The 20586-nt window shown below is 70.0% G+C and carries 23 protein-coding genes; 13 read left to right on the top strand and 10 right to left on the bottom strand.

What is annotated here, in order from left to right:
• Nucleotide 1: 1 nt before the first annotated feature.
• The 7 genes from HKK74_RS27230 (at nt 2) to HKK74_RS27200 (ending at nt 9522) form a co-directional block, all read left to right on the top strand.
• Nucleotides 2–5758 (top strand): DUF8616 domain-containing protein, encoded by a 5757-nt coding sequence (locus tag HKK74_RS27230; protein WP_187246209.1) that lies wholly within the window; start codon nt 2–4, stop codon nt 5756–5758.
• 13 nt (nt 5759–5771) lie between these two features.
• Nucleotides 5772–6074: a hypothetical protein gene (locus HKK74_RS27225; RefSeq protein ID WP_187246208.1), complete on the top strand. Its 303-nt coding sequence runs from the start codon at nt 5772–5774 to the stop codon at nt 6072–6074.
• Between the two features lie 65 nt (nt 6075–6139).
• Nucleotides 6140–6625, top strand: coding sequence for a DUF6301 family protein (locus HKK74_RS27220; RefSeq protein ID WP_187246207.1), 486 nt, complete (start codon nt 6140–6142; stop codon nt 6623–6625).
• Nucleotides 6626–6673: 48 nt separating this feature from the next.
• Nucleotides 6674–6976: a hypothetical protein gene (locus tag HKK74_RS27215; protein ID WP_187246206.1), complete on the top strand. Its 303-nt coding sequence runs from the start codon at nt 6674–6676 to the stop codon at nt 6974–6976.
• An 85-nt stretch (nt 6977–7061) separates the two neighbouring features.
• Nucleotides 7062–7547 (top strand): DUF6301 family protein, encoded by a 486-nt coding sequence (locus HKK74_RS27210; protein ID WP_187246205.1) that lies wholly within the window; start codon nt 7062–7064, stop codon nt 7545–7547.
• Nucleotides 7544–8824 (top strand): TNT domain-containing protein, encoded by a 1281-nt coding sequence (locus HKK74_RS41585; RefSeq protein WP_312881816.1) that lies wholly within the window; start codon nt 7544–7546, stop codon nt 8822–8824. Before HKK74_RS27210 ends, HKK74_RS41585 begins: the two co-directional genes overlap by 4 nt.
• A gap of 179 nt (nt 8825–9003) precedes the next feature.
• On the top strand, nt 9004–9522 hold the full coding sequence (locus tag HKK74_RS27200) for a GNAT family N-acetyltransferase (protein WP_187246204.1): 519 nt from the start codon (nt 9004–9006) through the stop codon (nt 9520–9522).
• 51 nt (nt 9523–9573) lie between these two features.
• Here the strand turns inward: HKK74_RS27200 and HKK74_RS27195 are convergent, their stop codons facing one another.
• On the bottom strand, nt 9574–10176 hold the full coding sequence (locus HKK74_RS27195; RefSeq protein WP_312881829.1) for a DUF4126 domain-containing protein: 603 nt from the start codon (nt 10174–10176) through the stop codon (nt 9574–9576).
• A gap of 148 nt (nt 10177–10324) precedes the next feature.
• Here HKK74_RS27195 and HKK74_RS27190 point away from each other — a divergent pair, with 148 nt between their 5' ends.
• The gene (locus HKK74_RS27190; RefSeq protein WP_187246202.1) at nt 10325–10549 is read left to right on the top strand and encodes a hypothetical protein; all 225 of its coding nucleotides are present in this window, start codon (nt 10325–10327) and stop codon (nt 10547–10549) included.
• Between the two features lie 75 nt (nt 10550–10624).
• Here HKK74_RS27190 and HKK74_RS40245 read toward each other — a convergent pair whose 3' ends face one another.
• The 5 genes from HKK74_RS40245 to HKK74_RS27170 form a co-directional block, all read right to left on the bottom strand.
• Nucleotides 10625–10768, bottom strand: coding sequence for a type II toxin-antitoxin system VapC family toxin (locus HKK74_RS40245; protein WP_281398056.1), 144 nt, complete (start codon nt 10766–10768; stop codon nt 10625–10627).
• Between the two features lie 116 nt (nt 10769–10884).
• Entirely contained in the window at nt 10885–11031 is a 147-nt protein-coding gene (locus HKK74_RS40240) for a PIN domain-containing protein (RefSeq protein ID WP_246492022.1), read from the bottom strand.
• Nucleotides 11028–11255 (bottom strand): FitA-like ribbon-helix-helix domain-containing protein, encoded by a 228-nt coding sequence (locus tag HKK74_RS27180; protein ID WP_246492021.1) that lies wholly within the window; start codon nt 11253–11255, stop codon nt 11028–11030. The genes HKK74_RS40240 and HKK74_RS27180 overlap by 4 nt, the downstream gene beginning before the upstream one ends.
• 126 nt (nt 11256–11381) lie before the next feature.
• Nucleotides 11382–11585 (bottom strand): DUF397 domain-containing protein, encoded by a 204-nt coding sequence (locus tag HKK74_RS27175; protein ID WP_187246201.1) that lies wholly within the window; start codon nt 11583–11585, stop codon nt 11382–11384.
• On the bottom strand, nt 11582–12439 hold the full coding sequence (locus HKK74_RS27170) for a helix-turn-helix domain-containing protein (RefSeq protein ID WP_187246200.1): 858 nt from the start codon (nt 12437–12439) through the stop codon (nt 11582–11584). The genes HKK74_RS27175 and HKK74_RS27170 overlap by 4 nt, the downstream gene beginning before the upstream one ends.
• Nucleotides 12440–12592: 153 nt before the next feature.
• Here HKK74_RS27170 and HKK74_RS27165 point away from each other — a divergent pair, with 153 nt between their 5' ends.
• The 3 genes from HKK74_RS27165 to HKK74_RS27155 all read left to right on the top strand — a co-directional run bounded on the left by HKK74_RS27165 (nt 12593) and on the right by HKK74_RS27155 (nt 13947).
• Complete coding sequence (locus tag HKK74_RS27165; RefSeq protein WP_187246199.1) at nt 12593–12850, top strand: hypothetical protein; 258 nt, start codon at nt 12593–12595, stop codon at nt 12848–12850.
• Nucleotides 12847–13254, top strand: coding sequence for an ATP-binding protein (locus HKK74_RS27160; RefSeq protein WP_187246198.1), 408 nt, complete (start codon nt 12847–12849; stop codon nt 13252–13254). The genes HKK74_RS27165 and HKK74_RS27160 overlap by 4 nt, the downstream gene beginning before the upstream one ends.
• Nucleotides 13255–13344: 90 nt before the next feature.
• On the top strand, nt 13345–13947 hold the full coding sequence (locus tag HKK74_RS27155) for a Uma2 family endonuclease (protein ID WP_187246197.1): 603 nt from the start codon (nt 13345–13347) through the stop codon (nt 13945–13947).
• Between the two features lie 115 nt (nt 13948–14062).
• Here the strand turns inward: HKK74_RS27155 and HKK74_RS27150 are convergent, their stop codons facing one another.
• Complete coding sequence (locus tag HKK74_RS27150; RefSeq protein ID WP_187246196.1) at nt 14063–14821, bottom strand: IclR family transcriptional regulator; 759 nt, start codon at nt 14819–14821, stop codon at nt 14063–14065.
• Nucleotides 14822–14982: 161 nt separating this feature from the next.
• On the opposite strand from HKK74_RS27150, the gene HKK74_RS27145 reads away from it, so the two are divergent.
• Nucleotides 14983–16281 carry a flavin-dependent oxidoreductase gene (locus tag HKK74_RS27145; protein WP_187246195.1) on the top strand — a complete coding sequence of 433 codons (1299 nt, stop codon included), beginning with the start codon at nt 14983–14985 and terminating at the stop codon, nt 16279–16281.
• Nucleotides 16282–16386: 105 nt separating this feature from the next.
• Complete coding sequence (locus HKK74_RS27140) at nt 16387–17442, top strand: SGNH/GDSL hydrolase family protein (RefSeq protein WP_187246194.1); 1056 nt, start codon at nt 16387–16389, stop codon at nt 17440–17442.
• Nucleotides 17443–17462: 20 nt separating this feature from the next.
• Here HKK74_RS27140 and HKK74_RS27135 read toward each other — a convergent pair whose 3' ends face one another.
• Genes HKK74_RS27135 through HKK74_RS27125 form a run of 3 tightly spaced genes read right to left on the bottom strand, consistent with a single transcriptional unit; the run spans nt 17463 to nt 20222 of the window.
• The gene (locus HKK74_RS27135; protein WP_187246193.1) at nt 17463–18614 is read right to left on the bottom strand and encodes an NAD(P)H-dependent flavin oxidoreductase; all 1152 of its coding nucleotides are present in this window, start codon (nt 18612–18614) and stop codon (nt 17463–17465) included.
• Nucleotides 18595–19041: a Zn-ribbon domain-containing OB-fold protein gene (locus tag HKK74_RS27130; protein WP_187246192.1), complete on the bottom strand. Its 447-nt coding sequence runs from the start codon at nt 19039–19041 to the stop codon at nt 18595–18597. The genes HKK74_RS27135 and HKK74_RS27130 overlap by 20 nt, the downstream gene beginning before the upstream one ends.
• Nucleotides 19038–20222 (bottom strand): thiolase family protein, encoded by a 1185-nt coding sequence (locus HKK74_RS27125; protein WP_312881813.1) that lies wholly within the window; start codon nt 20220–20222, stop codon nt 19038–19040. Before HKK74_RS27125 ends, HKK74_RS27130 begins: the two co-directional genes overlap by 4 nt.
• Nucleotides 20223–20586: the final 364 nt, after the last annotated feature.

The following is a 20586-nucleotide window of genomic DNA, read 5'->3' as shown; positions in this document are numbered from 1 at the left end:
CGTGGGCCTCGTACTCCCCTCCGAACTTCAGTGGCTGGAATGGATCGTCGGGTCGGACTGGCCCGAGGGCGACGAGACGGCGATGCGGCGTGGCGCCGACGCGTGGGTCGAGGCCGCCACCGACATCAACGAACTGATCGGTGACCTCCAGGCGACGGCGACGAAGGTGCTCGGCACCGTCGACAGCGTGGGCGCCGAGGCCTTCAGAAGGCACTTCGAGACCTACGTCTCCACCGATCCGCAGTACCTGACCAAGCTGTCGCAGGCGTGCCAGGCGCTCGCCCAGGCGATGAACAACGGCGCGAACGAGATCGAGTACGCGAAGTACATGTTCATCGCCCTGTTGATCATCACGGCGATCGAGATCATCTCACTCATCGCCGCGGCGTTCGCGACGTTCGGGGCCTCAACGGCGGCGATCCCCGCGGTCCAGGTGGCGGCTCAGATCACCTCGCGGACGATCTTGCAGAGACTGCTCATCGCCATCGCCAAGGACGTGGCGCGCGGCCTTCTCGAGGGCGTGCTGCTGGACCTCGCGATCCAGGGAATCCAGATCGCGAAGGGCGACCGCGAGAAAGTCGACTGGAGCAAGACGGGCGCGGCCGCCCTCGACGGGGTCATCGGTGGCGTCATCTCCGGCGGGATCGGCGTCGGGATGGGCAGGGTGCCGGGGCTGGGCGAGGGCGCCGAGAGCGCGCTCGGGGGCATGCTGAGGGGAGCCGCCCGCGAGGGCCTGTCCGAGGGGATCGGCGGGGTCGCCGGCACCGTCGCCAGCGCGGCGATCTCCGGTGAACCGCTCACCGCCGAAGGGCTGGCCAAGAGCGCCACCTCCGGTGCGTTCGGTGGCGCCGTCGGCGGTGCCAAGGGCGGTCTCGGCGACGTCGACGTCCCCCAGGTCGGCTCGCCGAACCTGGGCGGGGCGGCAGATCCCGGCGCTCCCGGCGGCGGTGGGTCCGGCGACGGGTCCTCCGGTTCGGGCGGCTCGGACTCCGGTTCATCGGGTTCGGGCGGCTCTGGGTCGGGCGACTCCGGTTCGGGCGGCTCCGGTTCGGGCGGCTCGGGCTCGTCCGGTTCGGATGGCTCCGGTTCCTCCGGATCCGGCCCGTCGGGCTCGAACCTGGCCGGTGGGGGCGGTTCCGCCGACGGCGGATCGAGTGGCACCACGATGAGCGCGGGCGGCTCCGACGGCTCTTCCTCGGCGAACGCGTCCGCCGGCGGAGGCTCCGGGCACGCCGGTGGATCCGATGGTCAGGCGGCGTCGACGTCCGGCGGCGGTTCACCCTCGGTCCTTTCCTCCGCCGACGGCGGCGGGGGCGCACAGCATGGTGGCGGCGGCGCCGGCACGACCGGAGACGGCAACGGGTCGAGTCCTTCGGGCAACCGGGTCGCCGACGCGCTGAACACCCAGACCGTCGGCGACTCGTCCGGATCCTCGACACAGTCCTCGCCGAGCGGCGGCCACGCCGCCCCCGCCGATCCCGGGACGTCCCATGGGGCGCCGTCCGGGACGCAGGGCGGCGATCCGCAGGATGGCGGCTCGCCGGGCCGCTTCGACGGCCCGAAGGAAGGCACGTCCCTGGCCGGTGCCGCAGATCCGGGCTCCGCGCCGGGCTCTCAGGCACAGCCGGGAGGGGCCGCTCCGGTGCCCCCGGGCGGAGCGGGAGCCCCGATGTCCGACGGCCGCTCCGGCGGACCGGCCGGCGCGTTCCCCATGGGCGGAGCCGCGCCGGGAGGTTCCCCGGCGGGCGCGCCATCGGCCGGCGCTCCTCCTCGTACGGCAGGAGACGGCTCACGCCCTTCGGGCCAGAGCGGTTCGCCGTCGGGCTCGCCTCCGCGCACGCCCGAGCGGGCCGGTGACCCCGGTCGTCCGGCCGGCGACGCGCCTGCGGCGGGCCGCACGCCCGACCCTCGTACAGACCACGCGGGCAGGGGCGACAGGCCCCCAGCCCGACCGGGGGGCGAGGGAAGGGCCGAAGGCCCTCCCTCCCGCCCGCCACGCGCGTACGCCCGCCCGCCGGAGGCCACCCCGCCCCCCGGCACCGGAACGCCGGACGGTACGGGGCCACAGACGACTCCCGCACCGCCCGAGGTGGGCTCCGGGCCCGAAGTGGGTGCGGGGCCGCCGGAACCGGGTCCGAGCCCGGAGGTCGGCCCCGGGCCATCGGAACCGGGTACCGGCCCGGAGGCCGGTCCAGGGCCACAGGTCGGTTCAGGGCCGGAGGTCGGTTCGGGGCCGGAGGTCGGTTCGGGGCCGCAGGAACCGGGTCCGGGTCCAGAGGTGGGTGCCGGGCCGCAGGAACCGGGCTCAGGACCAGAGGTGGGTGCCGGGCCGCCGGAACCCGGTACCGGCCCGGATGGCACCGAGGTGCACGAGGGATCGGGAACGCAGGACGGCGCTGAGCCGGACGCCCAGGACCCGCAGCAACCGGCCCCGGTGCCGGAGAACCTCCCGCCGCACTTGCACGACGTCTATCGCATGAGCGAGGAGACCCCGGCCGGCCGGTCGTTCTTCTCGCCGGACGAGCAGAACATGCGCGACCTGGCGCAACAGGTGCCGCCCGATCCCGACGGCGGCTATGTCGTCGACGGTCACGGCCGGCCCGACGCGATGCAGGTCGGAGACATGCTGCTCAATGCCCGCGACGCCGCCGACCTGATCAGGAGCGATCCGAACTGGGGCGGCCGCCCCATCATGTTGATCTCGTGTGAGACGGGGCAGGGGCCGGACTCGTTCGCCTCCCAGCTCGCACGGGAGCTGGGCGTGCCGGTCACCGCGCCGGACCAGCTGGCCTGGACCGACGACACCGGCAACATCTACTCCGCGTCCGGCGTGTACGAGCCGGACGATTCGTTCGTGCCGACCTGGCCGCCGGACGGCGGCTGGAGTTCGTTCGAACCCGACGGCACGGTCACCCCCGTGGGCCACGACGGCCTTCCACCCGGCCGCGATTGGGCTTATGGCGATTCGGACACACCGGATACACCGGACTCACCGGACCCGGATGCCGAGAACCGCGGCGCGGACGACCTTCAGACCGGCGACGACGGCCGGCTCCACCGGGAGGGCGACGAACCGGGTACCTACCGAGACCCGGACGGAACGCTGCATCGTGACGGCGATCCAGCCGGCTGGTACCGCTCCGATGACGGAAAGCTGCACCATCCCGACGATCCGCCGGGCTCATTCCGCAACGAGCACCATCACAACCTGTACGGTGCGGGCGGGCGCATCCCCGACCACCTCACCGAACGTGATATCGACTACCAGGCTCAAAAGGGAGAGCCGACCGAATATCACGTCATCGATGAAACCCAGGCCGACCTGGAGAATCTCGCGGACAGCCGCGAGGACCAGTCGGAGCACGGTCTCGGTGGTCGCGCGGACCTCCGCGACGACATGGCCACATATTTCGATGAGTTCGGCATCGAATCGATCAATGAGCTGAGCAGCACGAAGCTCGACGCCGCGATGGCCGACCTGCAGGACAAGATCAGAGATAATCCAGATCTGTCCGACGAGGAGAAGGCGGAGGCCCTGGACCGGCTGCAGGAGCTGGACGGGCACGCGTTCGAATACAACACGAAAATGCAGGCGCTCGTTCAGGTCAGCGAGCAGATGGGCATGATTGCGGCGGTCGACTACGCGACGAACGACCGCGGTGGCATCCTCCTCACCCCGTCCGAGGACAAGCCCGGAACGCCCGGGACGATAGACGTGGTGTCCTTTATCGACGGAGATCCGCCCACCCTGCTCTGCGTCGAGGCCAAGGGCGCCGGCTCCGACCTCGAGACCCGTACGGTCGAAGGCGACAAGAAGGCTCAGCAGGGCAGCCCGGAGTATCTGCGGCACGTCCTGTCCATCGACCGTGATCTCGCGGCCGCGCTGGCGGACCGGCCCGAGGTGAAGGCGAAGATCGAAGCGGCACTCGCCGCGGGAACCCTGCGCGTCGAGTATCACCTGATGCACGCCGACAAGAACGGCATGGTCACGCGGTCGGAGTTCGACCTGAAGCGCGACCCGGATCAGCCGTTCAGAGCCGACCAGGTCGCGGGAGCCGAACCGGGCGGCGGCCCGGGACGCGCCGATCCCTCCGCGGCGGCGCGAGACGCGGCGCCCCCGCCACGACCGGAGTTCGCCGCGCCCCGCTCGGCCGGCGGTGACGGCGGTGACGGCGGTGACGGTGGTGACGGCGGTGATGGCCAGGGCACCGGGCGGCGTGACACCAACGCCCCTCAGGACGGCTCGGGCACGCAGAGTTCGTCCGCGGGTTCCGGGCAGACCGCGACCGAGCCTGCCTCGCCGGCCCCTCGTGCCGGTGAGGCGGGATCGAGCTCCGATGGGCAGGGCGCGCGGCCGGGTTCTCCCGAGGCCGCCTCGGCGTCGCGCGCGGACATGGGCGGCCCGTCCGGCGAACAGAGCGCGGGTCCCGTGCGACCCGACAGGACACCGGCCGAGACGGCCGCCGCGAGTGCCGCGTCGCCGCCCGCCGCTACCTCGGACGACGCTGCGCCGGCCTCGGATGGCCGGGACGGCCAGAGCACCGAGGATCGGACCGACGACGGGACCGACGACGCGTCCTCCGCGGCTGAGGAGGACACGCGAGCGCCCGAGGCCCCGGTGTCCCGCGCACCCGTCCGGGAGGCGCCCGATCATGACTCCATCGAACTCGCCAAGCAGTACAAGGAACTGCTCGAACGCCGGGAGGACGTCGATCCCGGAGATCCCGCGTCGGAGGAGTTGGCGCGTGAGATCGAAAGGCTGGATGGTGAACTGGATCGGCGCTTTCCCGACGATGCGGCACGTGATTACGTCGAGCAGTACGCGGACGTGCACCGCAACATCGACCAGCTCGCGGCGGAGACGGGACAGGATCCGGCGGCTCTGCGTGAGCGGATGAAAGCCGAGTTGGACGAACTCTTCGCGGGCAAGCCCGTGGGCATCCGCATCGACGCGGACACGCTGCTGCAGGTCCTCGAGGACGGCCGATTCAAATCACAGTTCGAGAGCGGGGTGTCGGGCGGACTCTTCCGGCCGGAGTTCCGCGCCGAAGTGGAGTCCGCGTGGTTCGGTCACCCGGCGGACCTACCCGGCCGCGAGCGTCCCCTTTACGGTTACGTCCAGATCGGTGACGACCGCCCTGCGGGTATCGGTGAGCGCGGCATGACGATGAACACCGATGAACTATCGAAGTACGGTGAAGTCCAAGTCGTTCTCAACTCCGAAGTGCTGGAGCGCACGACCGCTTGTGTCGGTGATTCCCTCGACAATCGTACGGGGACGATTCCCAGCCCGATCATGAATCCGCGGCCAGAGTCATATGGCGCGTTCCCTAGTTCCGCAGAAGGGCGCGAGGCCGCGCTCGCCGGCCTGGATCGAGATTATGAGAGCACAGCATTCCAGGGTAGGGCCTATATAGAGGCGCAGATCCACGGTGGCGTCGCCATCGGTGACATCGATCACGTCATTTTGCATGGCACGGAGAGTCCGGAATTGCGTGCGGCGCTGGACGAGGCGGGACTGGATTGGCGTATCGTTAACAACGAGACCCTCGCGGAGGGTGGCACCCCCGAGGAGCGTGCTGCTGCGTGGCAGCGTACCTTCGAGGACCTCGCGTGGGTTGAAACCGAGATCAATCGCTTGAACGATCTCCTTCCCAGTCATGACCCGGATGCCGATATATGGCAATGGGACTTGGATCGGGCAACGCGAATACAACAGCAACTACTTACTGAGATCGAACGGCTTCGGCCGGGATGAGAAGATAGTCGATATGCCGAGGATCGTTGCGAGGCGGCCCGACGGGACGCTACTCGTCGCCGTGGGTCATGCGGGACTCATCGTCCATCCGGACGGGTACATTCCCGTGATCCGCGAGAATATGCGGATATCAATGGTTTACTCATTGTTCGCCCGGCCTGGGTGGGAGGAGGTCAACGAGCCAGTGCCGGAGGGTCTTCTCACGCAGGAACATATCGCGGCGATGCGTGAATTCGACAAGCAGCAAATGGAGAAGGCTTCGCCACGCGAGCGGAGAAGGCTGGAGCGGTACCGCCTGGACACGGGCGACGATTAGCCGTGAGCCGGGGTGATACGGGGTCCGGCCGGTGTGCGCGCTGGACGGGTCACTGGGATGAGGTCATGGTCGAGCGGCGCATATCCTCGGACGAGGAGATCTCCGACCTCGTCACGGGGCTGCGGACCCTGGACTGGACGTGGGATCCCGATGAGGTCGATCAGGTCGTCGAGCGGTTCGGCTGGAAGGTGGAGTCGCGTCGGCGCAGGTCCGTGCGGCTCGACGCCGGATTCGGGATGGCCACCGGTTTCATCGACTTCTCGCGGGACGGCAAGGTCGAGCAGATATCGGTGGCCGTGTGCGAGTCCGCCAGTGCCGAATCGCCTGAAGGCAGGGCTTACGTCCAGGACGCCTTCGCCAAGATCGTGGCGGCGGCCACGCGGGCGCTGGGTGAGCCCACCGAACGCGTTCCGGGCGAGTCGGCCGAGGTGCGGTGGCGTGGGGACGAGGCGACCGTCGGAGTGAAGCGCCTGTCGGTGCAGGTGAACGTCTTCCTGGCGACGAACGAGTACGTTGACGAGTTCGATCGGGTCGTGGAGCCGGGATCGTGAGCGTCGTGGATCGGGAGTGGTTCGGGCCGGAATGAGACTGATAGAGGCATGCCCAGGATCATCGCGAGGCGGCCGGACGGAACCGTACTGGCGGCCGTTGGCCATGCCGGGCTCATCGTCCGGCCGAACGCATTGCTCCCGATAATGCGCGAGCATATGCGAATATCGCTGGTGCACTCGTTGATGGCCAGGCCGGGCTGGAAGCCCGTCGACGGGCCGGTGCCCGACGGACTTCTCGCCGAGGTCCATATCCAGGCCATGCGGGAATTCGACCGGCACCAGCGCGAGACAGTGGCGCCCTACGAACGGGAGTTGTTCGAAAGCGCCCGTCCGGATACCGGTGACGACTAGCGGGATGGAACCCACCCGGGAAAGACGTCGAGCACCGAGTTTCGGATGCCGTTGAGCGGAGCGGCTGGTCGCTAGGATGAGAGTCATGACTGATCGGCGCGTATTGTCGGAGCAGGAAGTCGCCGACCTGGTCACGGGGTTGGGCTCCCTCGAGTGGTCGTGGGAGCCCGACGAGGTCGACGGGGTCGCCGAGAGGTTCGGCTGGAAGGTCGAGTCGCGCCGCGGCCGGTCGGTACGACTGGACGTCGGATTCGGGGTGGCCAGCGGCTTCTTCTACCTCTCGCGGGCCGGGAAGGTCGACAGGATCTCGGTGGCCGCGTGCCGATCCGCGAGCGCCGAGTCGGCCGAAGGGCGGGCTTACGTGCAGGACGCCTTCGCCGACGTCGTGGCGGCGGTCACGCGGGCGCTGGGCGAGCCCACCGAACGCGTCCCGGGCGAGTCGGCCGAGGTGCGGTGGCGTGGGGACGAGGCGACCGTCGGAGTGAAGCACCTCTCGGTGCAGGTGAACGTCTTCCTGGCGACGAACGAGTACGTCGACGAGTTCGATCGGGCCGTGGAACTGGGGTTGTGAGCGCCGTGGATTGGGAGTCGTTCGCCGAGGGGCTGGCCGAGGAACTGGCCGCCCTGCCGGCCGGAGCACTGGTGGTGATCTCCGAGTTCGCCGACGGCTCGAGCGGCCGGTACGCGCAGTTCGTCCAGAGGCCCGACCGGTTGATCGCCGAGGTCGTGGAGAACTCGTTCCTGGAGCCGGAGCAGCGGGCTTCGGCCGGCGGCGAGAGCGCGATCACGGCGGCGGGCTGGCGACCCGCGGACCGGCCCGCCGGCCGGGAGAACTGGTGGACCGAGCTGGGATGGCCCGCCTCGGCCCGGCAGTACCGGGACATGGCCGGGATGGTCGTCACGGCCCTGCGCGACGGGTACGGCATCGCCGACCCGGGCGAGTTCCGGTACCGGGCGTGGAACGAGAAGAAGGGCAACGACCCCTTCGACCTGCCCCGGCTCGGCCTGCCCCGCGAGAAGCCGCGTAAGGCGAAGCTGTTCGACGGGGAGGACCTGGACGGCCGGCCCTACGTGTCCCGCCCACCGGTCGACGCGGCCGAACGGGAACGCTTGCTGGAGTACCTGCGGAAGGCCCCGATCGTGCTGGCGGCACGGGGGTTCGACGCCGACCGGCTGGAACCCGGCGGGCACAAGGACGTCCCGATGGCGTTCCACACCGACGGCGAGTGGGTCTGGCCGGGGGCCGTCGGCTACTACCTGCGCAAGCACGACGTGGCCCCGGAGCCCGATCTCGTCGACCATGTCCGACGGATGGACTTCCAGTTGCCCGAGGTCGACGAGCGCGCTCGTGCCGCCGCCCTATCGGTGATCACCGGTCCCAAGGGCGCGGCACCGGCACGGCCGGCGGATCAGACCGTACGGCGGTCCACGCCGGACCGGCCGTCCGGTGGCCGGTCCACGGCGCCGGACCGACGACCCACGCCTTCGGCCGGCGCGGCCGACGAGGAGAACTCGATCGAGCCGTTGCCCGGCGAGCCGCCGTTGTCACTGCTGCGGGACCGCCGGGTCGTCGGCCTGCCGGTCGATGCCGAGGTCGACCGGCACGGGGACCCGGACGGAAACTTCACGTACGCGGTGCGCACGCCCTTTGAGCGGCGGTCGTGGCCGGTGGAATGGGCGGACCGCCCCTATCACGTGTACCGGTTGCGGCGGCCGTTGCGCGTGCTGACGGGCGTCGCGGTGCCGTGGTTCGACCAGCCCGGCGGCGGGATCGCCTACGTCCTGCCGTCCTCGGTCGCGGACCTGCTCGCCGACGGCACCCTCACCGAGGTCACCGGCGACCGGTAGTTCGAGTGCGCTTGCGCCGGACGGGCATGACGGCACGACGCCGGTGCCTCGTCCCGCCCGGGAGCACCCTCGGGGACGAGGGCGGCGCGGCCGAGGTGGGTGGCGCGCGACGTGGCCGAGGTGGGCGGTGTGGGCGATAAGCCGTTGTTCGTCACGGAGCGGCCCCTTACGGTCGTGGCATGCCCGTCGCCGTACGCCGCGCCGAACCGGCTGACCTTCCCGTCCTACCGGAGATCGAGGGAGCGGCCGACCTGCTGTTCGCCCGGCTGGGAATCGTGTTCCCGCCCGGCCCCACCGTGATCGAGGAGGCCATCCGGGACGGCGAGCGCATCTACGTCGCGGGAGACCCGCCGGTCGGGTTCGCCGCCGTCCGGGAGCGAGACGGCGGCACCCATCTGGAACAGATCGCCGTGCATCCCCATCACTATCGCCGGGGCATCGGCACCTCGCTGATGGACCAGGTCATCGCGCATGCGGCCGAGGCGGGATCTCCTCGCATCACGCTGATCACCTTCCGCGACGTGCCATGGAATGCCCCGTGGTACGCCCGGTTCGGCTTCACCGAGATCCCCGAGGTGGCCCACGGCCCCGAGATCCGGTCCCTGTGGCAGGCCGAGATCGCTGCCGGCCTCCACGAGCTCGGCCCGCGTGTGGTCATGTCCGCCCGGCCCACCCCGGGCTCCCCCTTGCCGTCATGATCATGCGGTCGTTGTCGCAACGACCGCATGATCACGAAGGGTATGGGGGTGTCAGGGGGAGGGGCCCGAGTGCGCCGCGGTGCGTTGCCTCCGCCGACGGCGTCGGGCTCGCAGGCGGCGGAGGAGCCGCATGGCGACGTAGACCAGGATGATCAGCAAGATCAGGGCAACCACCGGCAGCAGGATGGCCAGCAGGCTCATCCCGAGGGAGATGGTGTCCTCCACCGTGCTGACCACCGGCGTGCCGGTCCCCATCGTGCCCCCGTTGACGACCGGTCGCACACTGGCCTTGGTCGCGTGGACGACGAGGGCCACTGCCATGCCCAGCGTCCAGCCGATCCAGGAGTGCTCGCGCATGAAGGCCGAGGAGTCGAGCTGTGCCGCGGCGTTGCTCGCGGCGAACACGGCACCACCGGCGGCGGGTCGTACGAACGTCTGGATGGCGTCGTTCACATGGTCGACAACGGCGATCTTGTCGAGCACCACCTCGGCGGCGAGCAGCACGGCCACGGTGGCGAGGGCCCAGCCGTTGGTCATCCAGGAGAACTCGGCCGGCACGGTCACCACATCGGAGTACCGGTCGAGCAGCCCAATGACCAGGATTGGGATATAGGCGTTCAGTCCGGCCGCAGCTGACAGGCCCAACCCTGTCACCATTGCGAACAATGTGATCGCCCCTCGATGTGATCCGTTGTAGCCCGTTGGACGTGGGGGTTCTCGTCCGGGTTCCTGGGCGTTCGGGGAGGGGGCAGAGTTCGTGATCGACGTCACCTGACGTCGTGATCTCCGGCGAGAACCCGGCATGGTGTCGAACGTCTACGGCCGGCAGGTGGAGAGGCAGGCGATCGCGGACCTGCCCGCGACCCTCCCGGCCGCCGCGCGCAGCACCTACGTGTACGAGGGCAACTCCCAGGTACTCGACCACGTCCTGCTCTCGCGACCGGCTACAGCGACATCGTGCACGTCAACAGCGAGTTCACCACCCCGGCGAGCGACCCCCCAGGTCGTACGACTGCCACTTCCGTAAGCACCGAACTGCCGTAGCCGCGAGCCTCGTCATGTCCGACCACCGGCCTACCGGCGGGACCGGTGGTCTGGAGGCTCAGTCCGGATAGGCATGGATATCGGCTCGGTGCCCCGGCGTGCTCGCGAACTTGCCGTCATCAGTAAGCAGCGGCATATCCAGTACCTCGGCCAGCGCCACATACATCGCGTCGTAGGCGGTGAAATCGTGGCGCAGATCCAATACGCGCTTCTGAAGTGGCTGCATGGCCTATCGCACGATCCGCAGGCCCGCATAGTCGGTCAGCATCTGGTCGGCACGCTTCAGGCTGACGCGGACGCTGGGCGTGCTCGTGATCGTCAGGCCCGAATGGCGCTGGAGACCTCGGCGTCGATGAGCGCTGGGGCGTGCACCGTACGGGCCAGGCGCTGACGCAGCAGATCATCACCCTCCACGTTGCACAGCAGCCGGATGATGATGGAGCAGTCGACGACGAACGTCATCACCGACCGTCACGTATGAACGACCGGAGATCCTCGATCGAGTAGTCGACCGGCTCACGTGCGGCGATATTCGTCATCACGTCCTCGATCGATGGTCGTGCCGCCTCTTCCGTCAGGAGGTCGCGAAGGTAGACGGCCAGGGACTGCCCGCGAGCCTCGGCGCGTGCCTTGAGTATGGCGACGACATGCTCAGGGACGTCCCGCACCTGCACGACTGTGGTGTCCATTAGGCCATCTAAGGTGTTCTGCATGCGCACTGCATGCAGATTCCCCCTCCGCATCACCGCCGAGTCCCATGCACTGTCGTGATCTTGTAGTCGTTCGCGCTGTTCGGATGAGCCGCTGATCACTCGTCAGCCGAAGTCGCCGTGCTTGATCGAGGTGAGGAGGGTGTGCCACTCCGTGGGCGTGACGGTGAGCATCGGTCCGTTCGGATTCTTCGAGTCGCGTACGGCCACCAGCCGGTCGGCCCGCGCCACCTCGACGCATTCCCCCTCTCCGCTTCCGCTGTGGCTGCTCTTGCGCCAGACGGCGTGGGAAAGGTCCGGTTCGGTCATAGCTCTGAGATTATGCGCTGGATCAAGGTCCGGGAATCGGTTTCCGACAGTGCCACGGCACAGGCCCGCTCGAATGTCTCGCGGTAGCGGACGAGATCTGCTTCATCCTCCAAGGTCAACCGGCCAGTCAGATGGTCGACCAGCACTGCGCTGAGGATGGACGGCCGCCCGATCTCCAACATCGTGGACGCTCCGTTGATGCCCGGATCGGCCATGCAGGAGAACGGAAGGACCTGCAGGGTGATGTGGTCTCGTTGAGACTCGTTGAGCAGTTGGTGTAGCTGGGCGCGCATCACCTCACGGCCACCCCTGACTCGGCGCAGCGTGGCCTCGTCGAGGATCGTCCGCAGCTGTGGCGGGTCTGGTCGGCGCAGGATCTGCTGTCTGGCCATCCGGAACGCGACAAGCTGATCTGCCTTGCCGATCTGGCGCTCCACCAGACTCGACTCCATGACGGCGCGTGTGTAGGCCTCGGTCTGTAGCAGCCCGGGGATGAACTGTGTCTCGATGGCGTCGAGCAGCGTGGCGTCGTACTCCAGTGAGGCGTAGTCGAGTCCGGAGGGCGAGAGGACGTCTTTGAAGTCTGTCCACCAGCCGGTCTGGCGGGCTTGGCGGGCCAGTTCCATCAGGCCCACGCGGAGGGTGCCGTCGGGGGCGCCGTACACGTCGAGGATGTGTTTCAGGTCGCGCAGGCGGAGCGGCTGGAGGCCGTTCTCGATCAGGCTCAGCGAGCCGGAGGAGCGTTCGACGCGGTGGCCGGCCGCCTTGAGCGTCATTCTCTTGGCCTCGCGCAGCTCGCGCAGCGTGCGGCCGATCCGGCGGAGGCGCGCGGAGGACGGGGGTTCTTCCGGCATGTGGTCAGCGTGTCACGCTCCGTTGTCGGCCGGGCGTGAAAGCGCGTCGCTCTCAATCTTCAATTTTCGATCGTCCCGAGGCGGTCGAAAAGTGTTGTCTTCGCTACCGTGCGCGACCATCGTGGCAGGCGGCATCGAGGACAAGGAACGGTGATGACGCCGAGCGAGGCACGCTACGCACTACTCGTCCGTCTGGCGTGGGAACTGCACGCGATCCCGGTGAACTCGTGGCTGGTGCTCCTCGGCCGTGCGGAACCCGTGCTGTACGTGCCCCGAAATGACGGGCGCAAGGACGCGATCGTCGCTCTGCCGCACACGGGCAGGTGGCTCCTGCTCTGGCGGGGCACCGTGTTCGACGGCGGAGATCTCCGGGTGGCCGCTCGGCGCATCGCGATGGGGGCGGCCAGATGAGCGAGACGGTCGTCATCGGTGCGATCACACTGCCGGGCCTGGGTCGTTCGGTGGCGCACGCCCGGAGTTTCACCCGCGACGTGCTTGGAGCCGGACACCCTTCGCTCGGGGACGTCCAGATGTGTGTGAGCGAGGCGTTCACCAACGGCGTGGTGCACACCGCCTCGGGGCGGGGCGGCAAGATCACCGTCGTGTTCGTCGCCGCGGACGACATGGTGATAGCCGAGGTCACCGACGACGGCGCAGGAGGGGCCCTTCCCCGTCTCCGGGACGACCTGATGGGGGTGAGCGGCCGGGGTATGCGGATCATCAACGCGCTGGCCTTGGGCTGGGGCGTCCGGCCGGAGGGCGGTCGGACCACCGTCTGGATGCGCTTTCCCGGGCCGATCCCGGTGATTCCATGACCGCCGGCGGAGTTATCCACAATTGTTGTGACCGACCCACAACACTCTGTGAGAATGCCAGCCTGGCGAGCATGGAGACGAGGAGGCACCATGAGTGTCATGCACATCAACGACGTTCAGTTGCCGGACGATCGGCCGCTCACCGTCGACGATCTCGAACTGTTGCCCGACGATGGCAACCGTTACGAGTTGATGTACGGGGTGCTTGAGGTGAGCCCGGCACCCGGCGGCGAGCACGAGGACGCGCTTCACCGGCTGGAGTTCCTTCTGGAGCTTTGCCGTCCGGCGAAGTTCAAGCTCATGGGAGGCCAGGGCGTGAATCTCCACGGAGATCCCACCCGGCACCGGATTCCGGACACCACCGTGATCCGGCAGGACGAGTTCGAGTCGAAGTACCAGGTCCGCCCCGCTGTGCTCGCGGTGGAGGTCGCCTCTCCCGGCACCGCGCTGCGGGACCGGAACGTCAAGAAGGCCGAGTACGAGGAGTTCGGCATCGAGTCGTACTGGATCGTCGTGCCGGATCCGGACCATCCGAGCATCACCGCGTACGACCTTCGCGACGGTCGCTACGTGCAGGTCGCCCATGTCGTGGACGACGAGGTCTTCCGCACCGAGCAGCCTTACCCGTTCGCGGTCAGTCCGCGGCAGCTCGTGACGCAAGGGGAGTGGCGGCCCGGGGATAGGCGTCCGTGACCCCGCGAGGCCAGGTCCGGCGGGAACCGGCTCCGGCGGTGGACGTCTTCTATGGCTGAGACTCCGGGAAGGGCGACGACCACACCCCGGTCCGACCTGCGTCCCGGGGGCGCGGTCAGAGATCCTGGCTGATGGCCTCCGCCGTCGCGCGCAGCGGCGGAAGCATCGTGTGCAGGTTCTCCTCAGTCATCCGCTGGTGCGGCAAGCTGACCGCCAGCGCGGCGAGCGCGCGGTCCAGATGGTCTCGTACGCAGACCGCTACCGCGTCGAGTCCGGCGGCGCTCTCCTCGTGGTTCACCGCGTAGCCGAGGTCGCGAACGCGGCGTAGCTCGTCGCGCAGCGCGTCGACGTCGGTGATGGTGTGGTCGGTGACGCGGGTCAGCCCGTCCGCGAAGAGCGCGAGCACCTCGTCGTCCGGCAGTTCGGCGAGCAGGGCCTTGCCGCCCGAGGTGCTGTGCGCGGGCAGCAGGGTGCCGGTGCGCGAGGTGACGCGCAGCGGCCGGTCGCCCTCCACCCCGTCGATGAAGCGGCTGCCGGTGCCCTCGAGCACGATCAGGTTCACCGTCTCGCGCAGTTCGGCCGCGAGCCGCTCCATGTGCCGCCTGGCCTTGCGCCGTACGTCCAGCCCGCCGACCGCCGACAGCCCGATCTCCACGACGACCCGGCCGGCCCGGTAGGCGCGGGAGACGCGGTCCTGGGCCACGAACCCGCGGTGCGCCAGCGTGAGCAGCAGGCGATGCGCCGTCGAGCGCGCCACGCCGAGCTCGTCGCTGACGTCGGTCACCCGCACCTCGCCACGCTCGCGGATCAGCAGCAGCACGAGCATCGCCTTGTCGACCGAGCCGATCGCGTAGGGAGGCAGCGGGTCCGTCATGTGTTCTGTATAACAGAAAGCCAAGCTGAGATCATCCCGCATCCCGCAACGCGTGGGACGATGAGCACGACGGCCCCGACCGGCGTCCGGCCGGTCGTCGGGGCGGGTCATCCGGCCGCCTCGCCGCCCGGTGGCGGCCATCGCACAGCCGAGGAGCATCCATGCCACGACACCGGACCGATTCCAGGACCGCCTCGATCGAGGACGACGTCCTGATCGTCGGCGCCGGCATCGCCGGACTGGTGCTCGCGCTCGAACTGCACGACGCCGGGATCGGCTGCCGCGTCTACGAGGCCGTCCCCGAGGCGGGAGCGGTCGGGGTCGGCATCAACCTGCTGCCGCACGCCTCCCGGATCCTGCACCAGCTGGGCCTCGGCGACAAGCTCGGCGCGGTCGGCGTCACCACGGCGGAGTCGGCCTTCTACAACCGGTTCGGCCAGCTCATCTACCGCGAACCCGCGGGGCGGTACGCCGGTTACGACCACCCGCAGTACTCCATCCACCGCGGAGACCTGCACGCCGTCCTCCTGCGGGCGGTGCGAGCCCGGCTCGGCGACGACGCGGTGCTGTTGGGACGCCGATGCGTCCGGGTCGAGCAGGACGAGACGTCCGCGACCGCCCACTTCCGCTCCTCCGTCACCGACGCCGTCCTGCCGCCCGTCCGCGCCCGGGTGGTGATCGGCTGTGACGGGATCCACTCGGTGGTCCGCAAGCAGCTGCACCCCGGTGAGGGAGAGCCGCGTTACTCCGGCATCAACATGTGGCGCGGTGTCACCCGGGGCCGGCCGTTCCTCACCGGCGCGAGCATGGTGCGGGCCGGCTGGCTCGACCGGGGCAAGCTCGTGGCGTACCCCATCCGCGACTTCGCCGACGGCTCCGGCGACCAGCTGCTCAACTGGGTGGCGGAGATCAGGACGCCGGTCCACCAGCAGCGGGACTGGAACCGCAGGGGCCGCCTGGAGGACTTCATCGGGGCGTTCGAGGACTGGCACTTCGACTGGCTGGACGTGCCCGCGATGATGCGCGGCTCCGAGGCGGTGCTCGAGTATCCGATGGTCGACCAGGATCCCCTGGACCGCTGGACCTTCGGCCGGGTGACGCTGCTGGGCGACGCCGCCCACCCGATGGTGCCGCGCGGCTCCAACGGCGCCGGGCAGGCGATCCTCGACGCGCGGGCGCTCCGCCGGCGCCTCTCGGATGCGCCGGACGCGGTCGCCGCGCTCCAGGCGTACGAGGATGAGCGCCGGCCGGCGACCACCAGGGTCGTGCTCACCAACCGCAGCACGCCGCCCGACGTCATCCTGCGCGAGGTGTGGGAGCGGACCGGAGACCGGCCGTTCGAGTCGATCGACGACGTGATCAGCGCGGACGAGCTCGCCCGGATCACGCAGAGGTACAAGGACGTGGCCGGTTACTCCGCCGCGGCCCTGCGCGACGCGCCCCCGGCGGCGAACGTCTGACCGCCGCCGCCGCCGCCGCGTCCCGCGTTCGCCGGGTCCGGTGCGCGGCGGGAACCCCGGCCCGCTGACAGACGTCTGTCAAAGCGGAGAGCGGGGAGGGCGGCGATGACAGGGCCGGGGGCGTGGCTGGGCTCGATCCGGGAGCGGCTCGGCCCGCGCGGCGGGGCCCTGGTCGTGATCGTCGCGCTGCTCGTCGCGACCGTTGTCCCGCTGGTCTCCCTGCCCGCCGTACGCTGCGCCGTGTTCGGAAGCGGGTGCGCCGGAACGGTGCCCCCACCCAGGGACGAGCCGGACTCGGCACGACGCACGCCGCTGACGCCGCTCGAGGCCGCGACGCATGGCGGCTACGTCGCGCTCGGCGACTCCTACTCCTCCGGTGAGGGCGCGTACGTCCTCGCCGCCGACCGGGCGGTGGTGAACCGCTGTCACCGGACGTCGCAGTCCTACGTCCACGTGGTCACGCGGGCCTTCAAGTTCGCGCGGGGAGCGGCGTTCTGGGCCTGCTCGGGGGCGACCGCGTCGAGTGTCCTGAAGAGACGGTTCGGTGAGCCGCCGCAGGTGGAACGCGTCGGGGCGGGGACCAGCCTGGTGACCATCAGCATCGGCGGCAACGACGTGGGGTTCTCCCGGGTCCTCGCCCGATGTGTGATCAGGCTGCCGTGGACCGGGGACTGCCAGGCCCAGGGCGGCGAGATCGCCACGCGGATGGCCGGGTTGCGGCTGTCGCTCGCGCGGGTGCTCGACGAGGTGACGTCCCGTGGACCGTCGGCGCGCGTGGTCGTGCTGGGCTACCCGCGGCTGTTCTCCGAGATAAGGGGGGAGGGGCTCGACAACATCGGCATCGGCGACCAACGGTGGCTCAACGCCAGGGCGCGCGAGCTCAACGAGGTCATCCGGCAGACGGCCCGTGACGCCGACGAGCGGATCGTCGCCGAGCGGGGCAGGGGCAGCGTCGAGTTCGTGGACGCCTACAGCGGGTTCGCCGGGCACGAGGTGGGCAGCGCCGACCCCTACGTGCACGGGCTCGATGTCGACCTGATGGAGTTGCGCGCCAAGGCGCACAGCTTCCATCCGACCGCCGCCGGCTACCGCAGGCTGGCCGAGCTGGTCACGCGGCAGGTCGGTGCCGGTCCCGGCCGTCCGCTCAACCAGTACCACTGACGGTACCGCGAGACCGCGGCTCAGCCCTCGGTGATCTTGTTCAGCCGCTCGATCGCGTCCGCGAACTCCTCGATCATGTCGTAGACGACCTGCCGGGCCGGCTTCACGGTGTTCATGAGCCCGACGCACTGGCCGACGAAGTAGTTCGCGAGCCGCCTGGCGCCCTCGTTGCCGCTCTCGGCGACCTTGTCGATGTGCCGCATCGCGCCCTCGGCCACGATCATCTGCAGCGGCATCGGCAGCGCCCCGGGGCTCCCCGGGCCCTCCCACTCCTCGGTCCACGCGGACACGAGCTGACGTGCGGGCTTTCCGGTGCGGGACCGGGACCGTACGGTGTCGCGCGATGTCGCCGCGAGCATCTTGGCCTTGACCGCGGGGGCCGTCTCCGCCTCCTCGGTGGTGAGCCACACCGAGCCGCACCACACACCGGAGGCGCCCAGCGCCATGGCGGCGGCCATCTGGCGGCCCGTGGCGATGCCGCCCGCGGCGAGCACTGGCACGGGTGCGACGGCGTCCACCACCTCGGGCACGAGCACCATCGTGGCGATCTCACCGGTATGGCCGCCCGCCTCGCCGCCCTGTGCGACGACGAGGTCGACCCCGGCCGCCACCTGGCGTCGGGCGTGCTCGACGGTGCCGACCAGTGCCGCGACCGCCACACCGGCCTCCCGCGCCCGCTCGACCATGAGCGGAGGGGGTGGTCCGAGCGCGCTCGCGATGAGCCGGATCGGGTGGGACAGCGAAACGTCGATCAGTTCGGCCGCGCCCTGCCGGGTGACCTGACGGGCACCCCCCGCGGCCGCGGCGGCGTTGCGCCGCCGGTCCAGGTCGGGCGCGGGAACGCCGTACTTCTCGAACAGCGACGCGACGAAGCTCCAGTGCTCGGCCGGGATGGCGCCGAGAACGGAGCCGAGATCGCCCTCGCCGCGCCCGGCCCGCTCGGCCGACTCGTCGATCCGGCCCGGCACCAGGACGTCCACTCCGTACGGCAGGCCGCCGACATGATCGTCGATCCAGCGCAGTTCCTCTTCGAGGCGCTCCGGGGTGTAGGCCACGGCCCCGAGCACGCCGAAGCCGCCGGCGTTGGTCACCGCGGCGACCACGTCGCGGCAGTGACTGAAGGCGAACAGCGGGAATTCGACGCCGAACCTCTCACAGACCTCGGTGCGCATCGGCCGGTTCCTCTCCTGTGGTGGGGCGGAAGACGAGATAGGCCTCGCCCTCGCCGGGGTGCTCGAAGGCGGCGGCGAGGGGGAGCCCCTCGCGCAGGAGACCCGCGTCCACTCCGTCCAGCCGTGCGTGCAGCCACGGACCCTCGGCCAGCTCGACCAGCGCCAGCATGGCCGGTGCCGGTGCCGGGGATCCGTCGTCGCGCGGCCTCGCGTGCGACACCGCCCAGCTCACCAGCGTCGCCTGGCCGCCCGCCCGTGCCCAGACGAGCTCTGGGCCGCCGCAGTCGGTGCAGCCGCTCGCGTCGGGCGCGAACCAGCGGTCACAGGCCGGGCACCACTTGATCATCAGCTGGTCGGCGGCGGCACCGTCGAAGAAGGCGTCCGTGCGGCCGTCGCGGCGCAGCACCCCGAACCCCGTGTCGGTCATGGCCGGTGTCCCCTCGGTTGCGGACTGAGGATCAGGGTGGAGTGGTGGTCGAGGATGCCGCCGTTGCCGCTGACCAGGATCACGTCGTTCTTGGTGACCTGCCGCTCCGCGGCGTGACCGCGTGCCTGGACGACCGCTTCCGACAGCGGCGTCATGCCCCACATGTAGTAGGCCGAAAGCTGCCCGCCGCCGGTGTTGGTCGGCAGGGACCCGCCGGGGGCGAGCGCACCGGACGCGGCGAAGGGCCCGCCCTCGCCCTTGGCGCAGAAGCCGTAGTCCTCCAGTGACACGAGCACCGTGTAGGTGTAGCAGTCGTAGAGCTCGCACACGTCGATGTCGTCGGCGGTGACGCCGGCCATCTTCATCGCCACCGGTCCCGAGGTCGCCGCGCCGGTGACCAGGCCGAACTCGCTGCCCCGCTCGAGCCGGTGGCCGGGGTGGCCCTGTCCCCAGCCCCAGATGTGCACGGGCGGCCTGGCGAGGTCGCGGGCACGGTCGGCGCTCGTGACGACGACCGCGACGGCTCCGTTGGAGACCAGGCAGCAGTCGAGCAGGCGCAGCGGCTCGACCACCCAGCGGGAGTTCTGGTGGTCGTCGACGGTGATGGGCTCGCGCATCTGGGCGAGGGGGTTCATTCCCGCCCATCGCCTGGTGGCGACGGCGATGGCGCCGAGCTGTTCGCCGGTGGTCCCGTACCGCGCCATGTGGCGCTGGGCCGCGAGCGCGTAGAAGGCGTTGACGCTGCGGAACCCGAGCGCGGCCGTCATGCCGGTGAACCCGTAGTACTCCCGGGCGGCGCTGTCGTAGGCCGAACCGGCCGGCTGCCGGGGCTTCAGCGGGGCGTCGGCGAACACGCACGCGACGGTGTCGGCGGCTCCGCTGATCACCGACATCGCGGCGTAGGAGACCATCGCCCCGGCGGTCGCGCCGAAGGCGTTCATGTGCGTGAGCAGCCGCAGATCGCGCAGGCCGAGCGTCTCTGCCAGCTCGATGCCCGGCGAACCCGACATGCCATGGCTCACCAGCAGGCCGTCGACGTCGTCGAGCGTGAGACCGGCGTCCGCCACGGCGGCGCGGACCGCCTGGGCCGCGAGCCGGCGCGGGCTCGGCCCGTACACCTTGCCGAGTTCGGTCATGCCGAGCCCGGCGATCGCCGCCTGCCCGAACCGGTCCGTCCGCACACCGCACCTCCACGGGCCACGATACCGAACCTTGTTCGGTTGCCGCGGGTGGCGCGGGGGCGGTGCGTCCAGGTAGGGGCAGGCTGAATCGTCCGCCCGCAGTCCTGAGGGGCGCCAGGCCCTGGCTGCGGACTTGGCAGGACGGAGCCGACATGGTGGCCTCGTCCTTGGGGCTGGCCCGAACCAATCTGGCGAAGGGGGTCCGCCGAAGTGGGAGGTGGCGCGCGAGGAGGCGGAGGCCGCCGAGACGCTGATCCGGCTCGTACCGATCTCGACCCCGGGAGCAGCGTTCCGATCGAGGAAGATGCGACGGCTCGCGAATAGGCCTGCCACCTCCCTCCCCGCTCGTAGCGCGTGTGAGGTG

The sequence above is a fragment of the Actinomadura alba genome, from assembly GCF_014323705.1.
GTDB lineage: Bacteria > Actinomycetota > Actinomycetes > Streptosporangiales > Streptosporangiaceae > Actinomadura_C > Actinomadura_C alba.
This window is presented reverse-complemented; position numbering and strand designations above follow the sequence as displayed.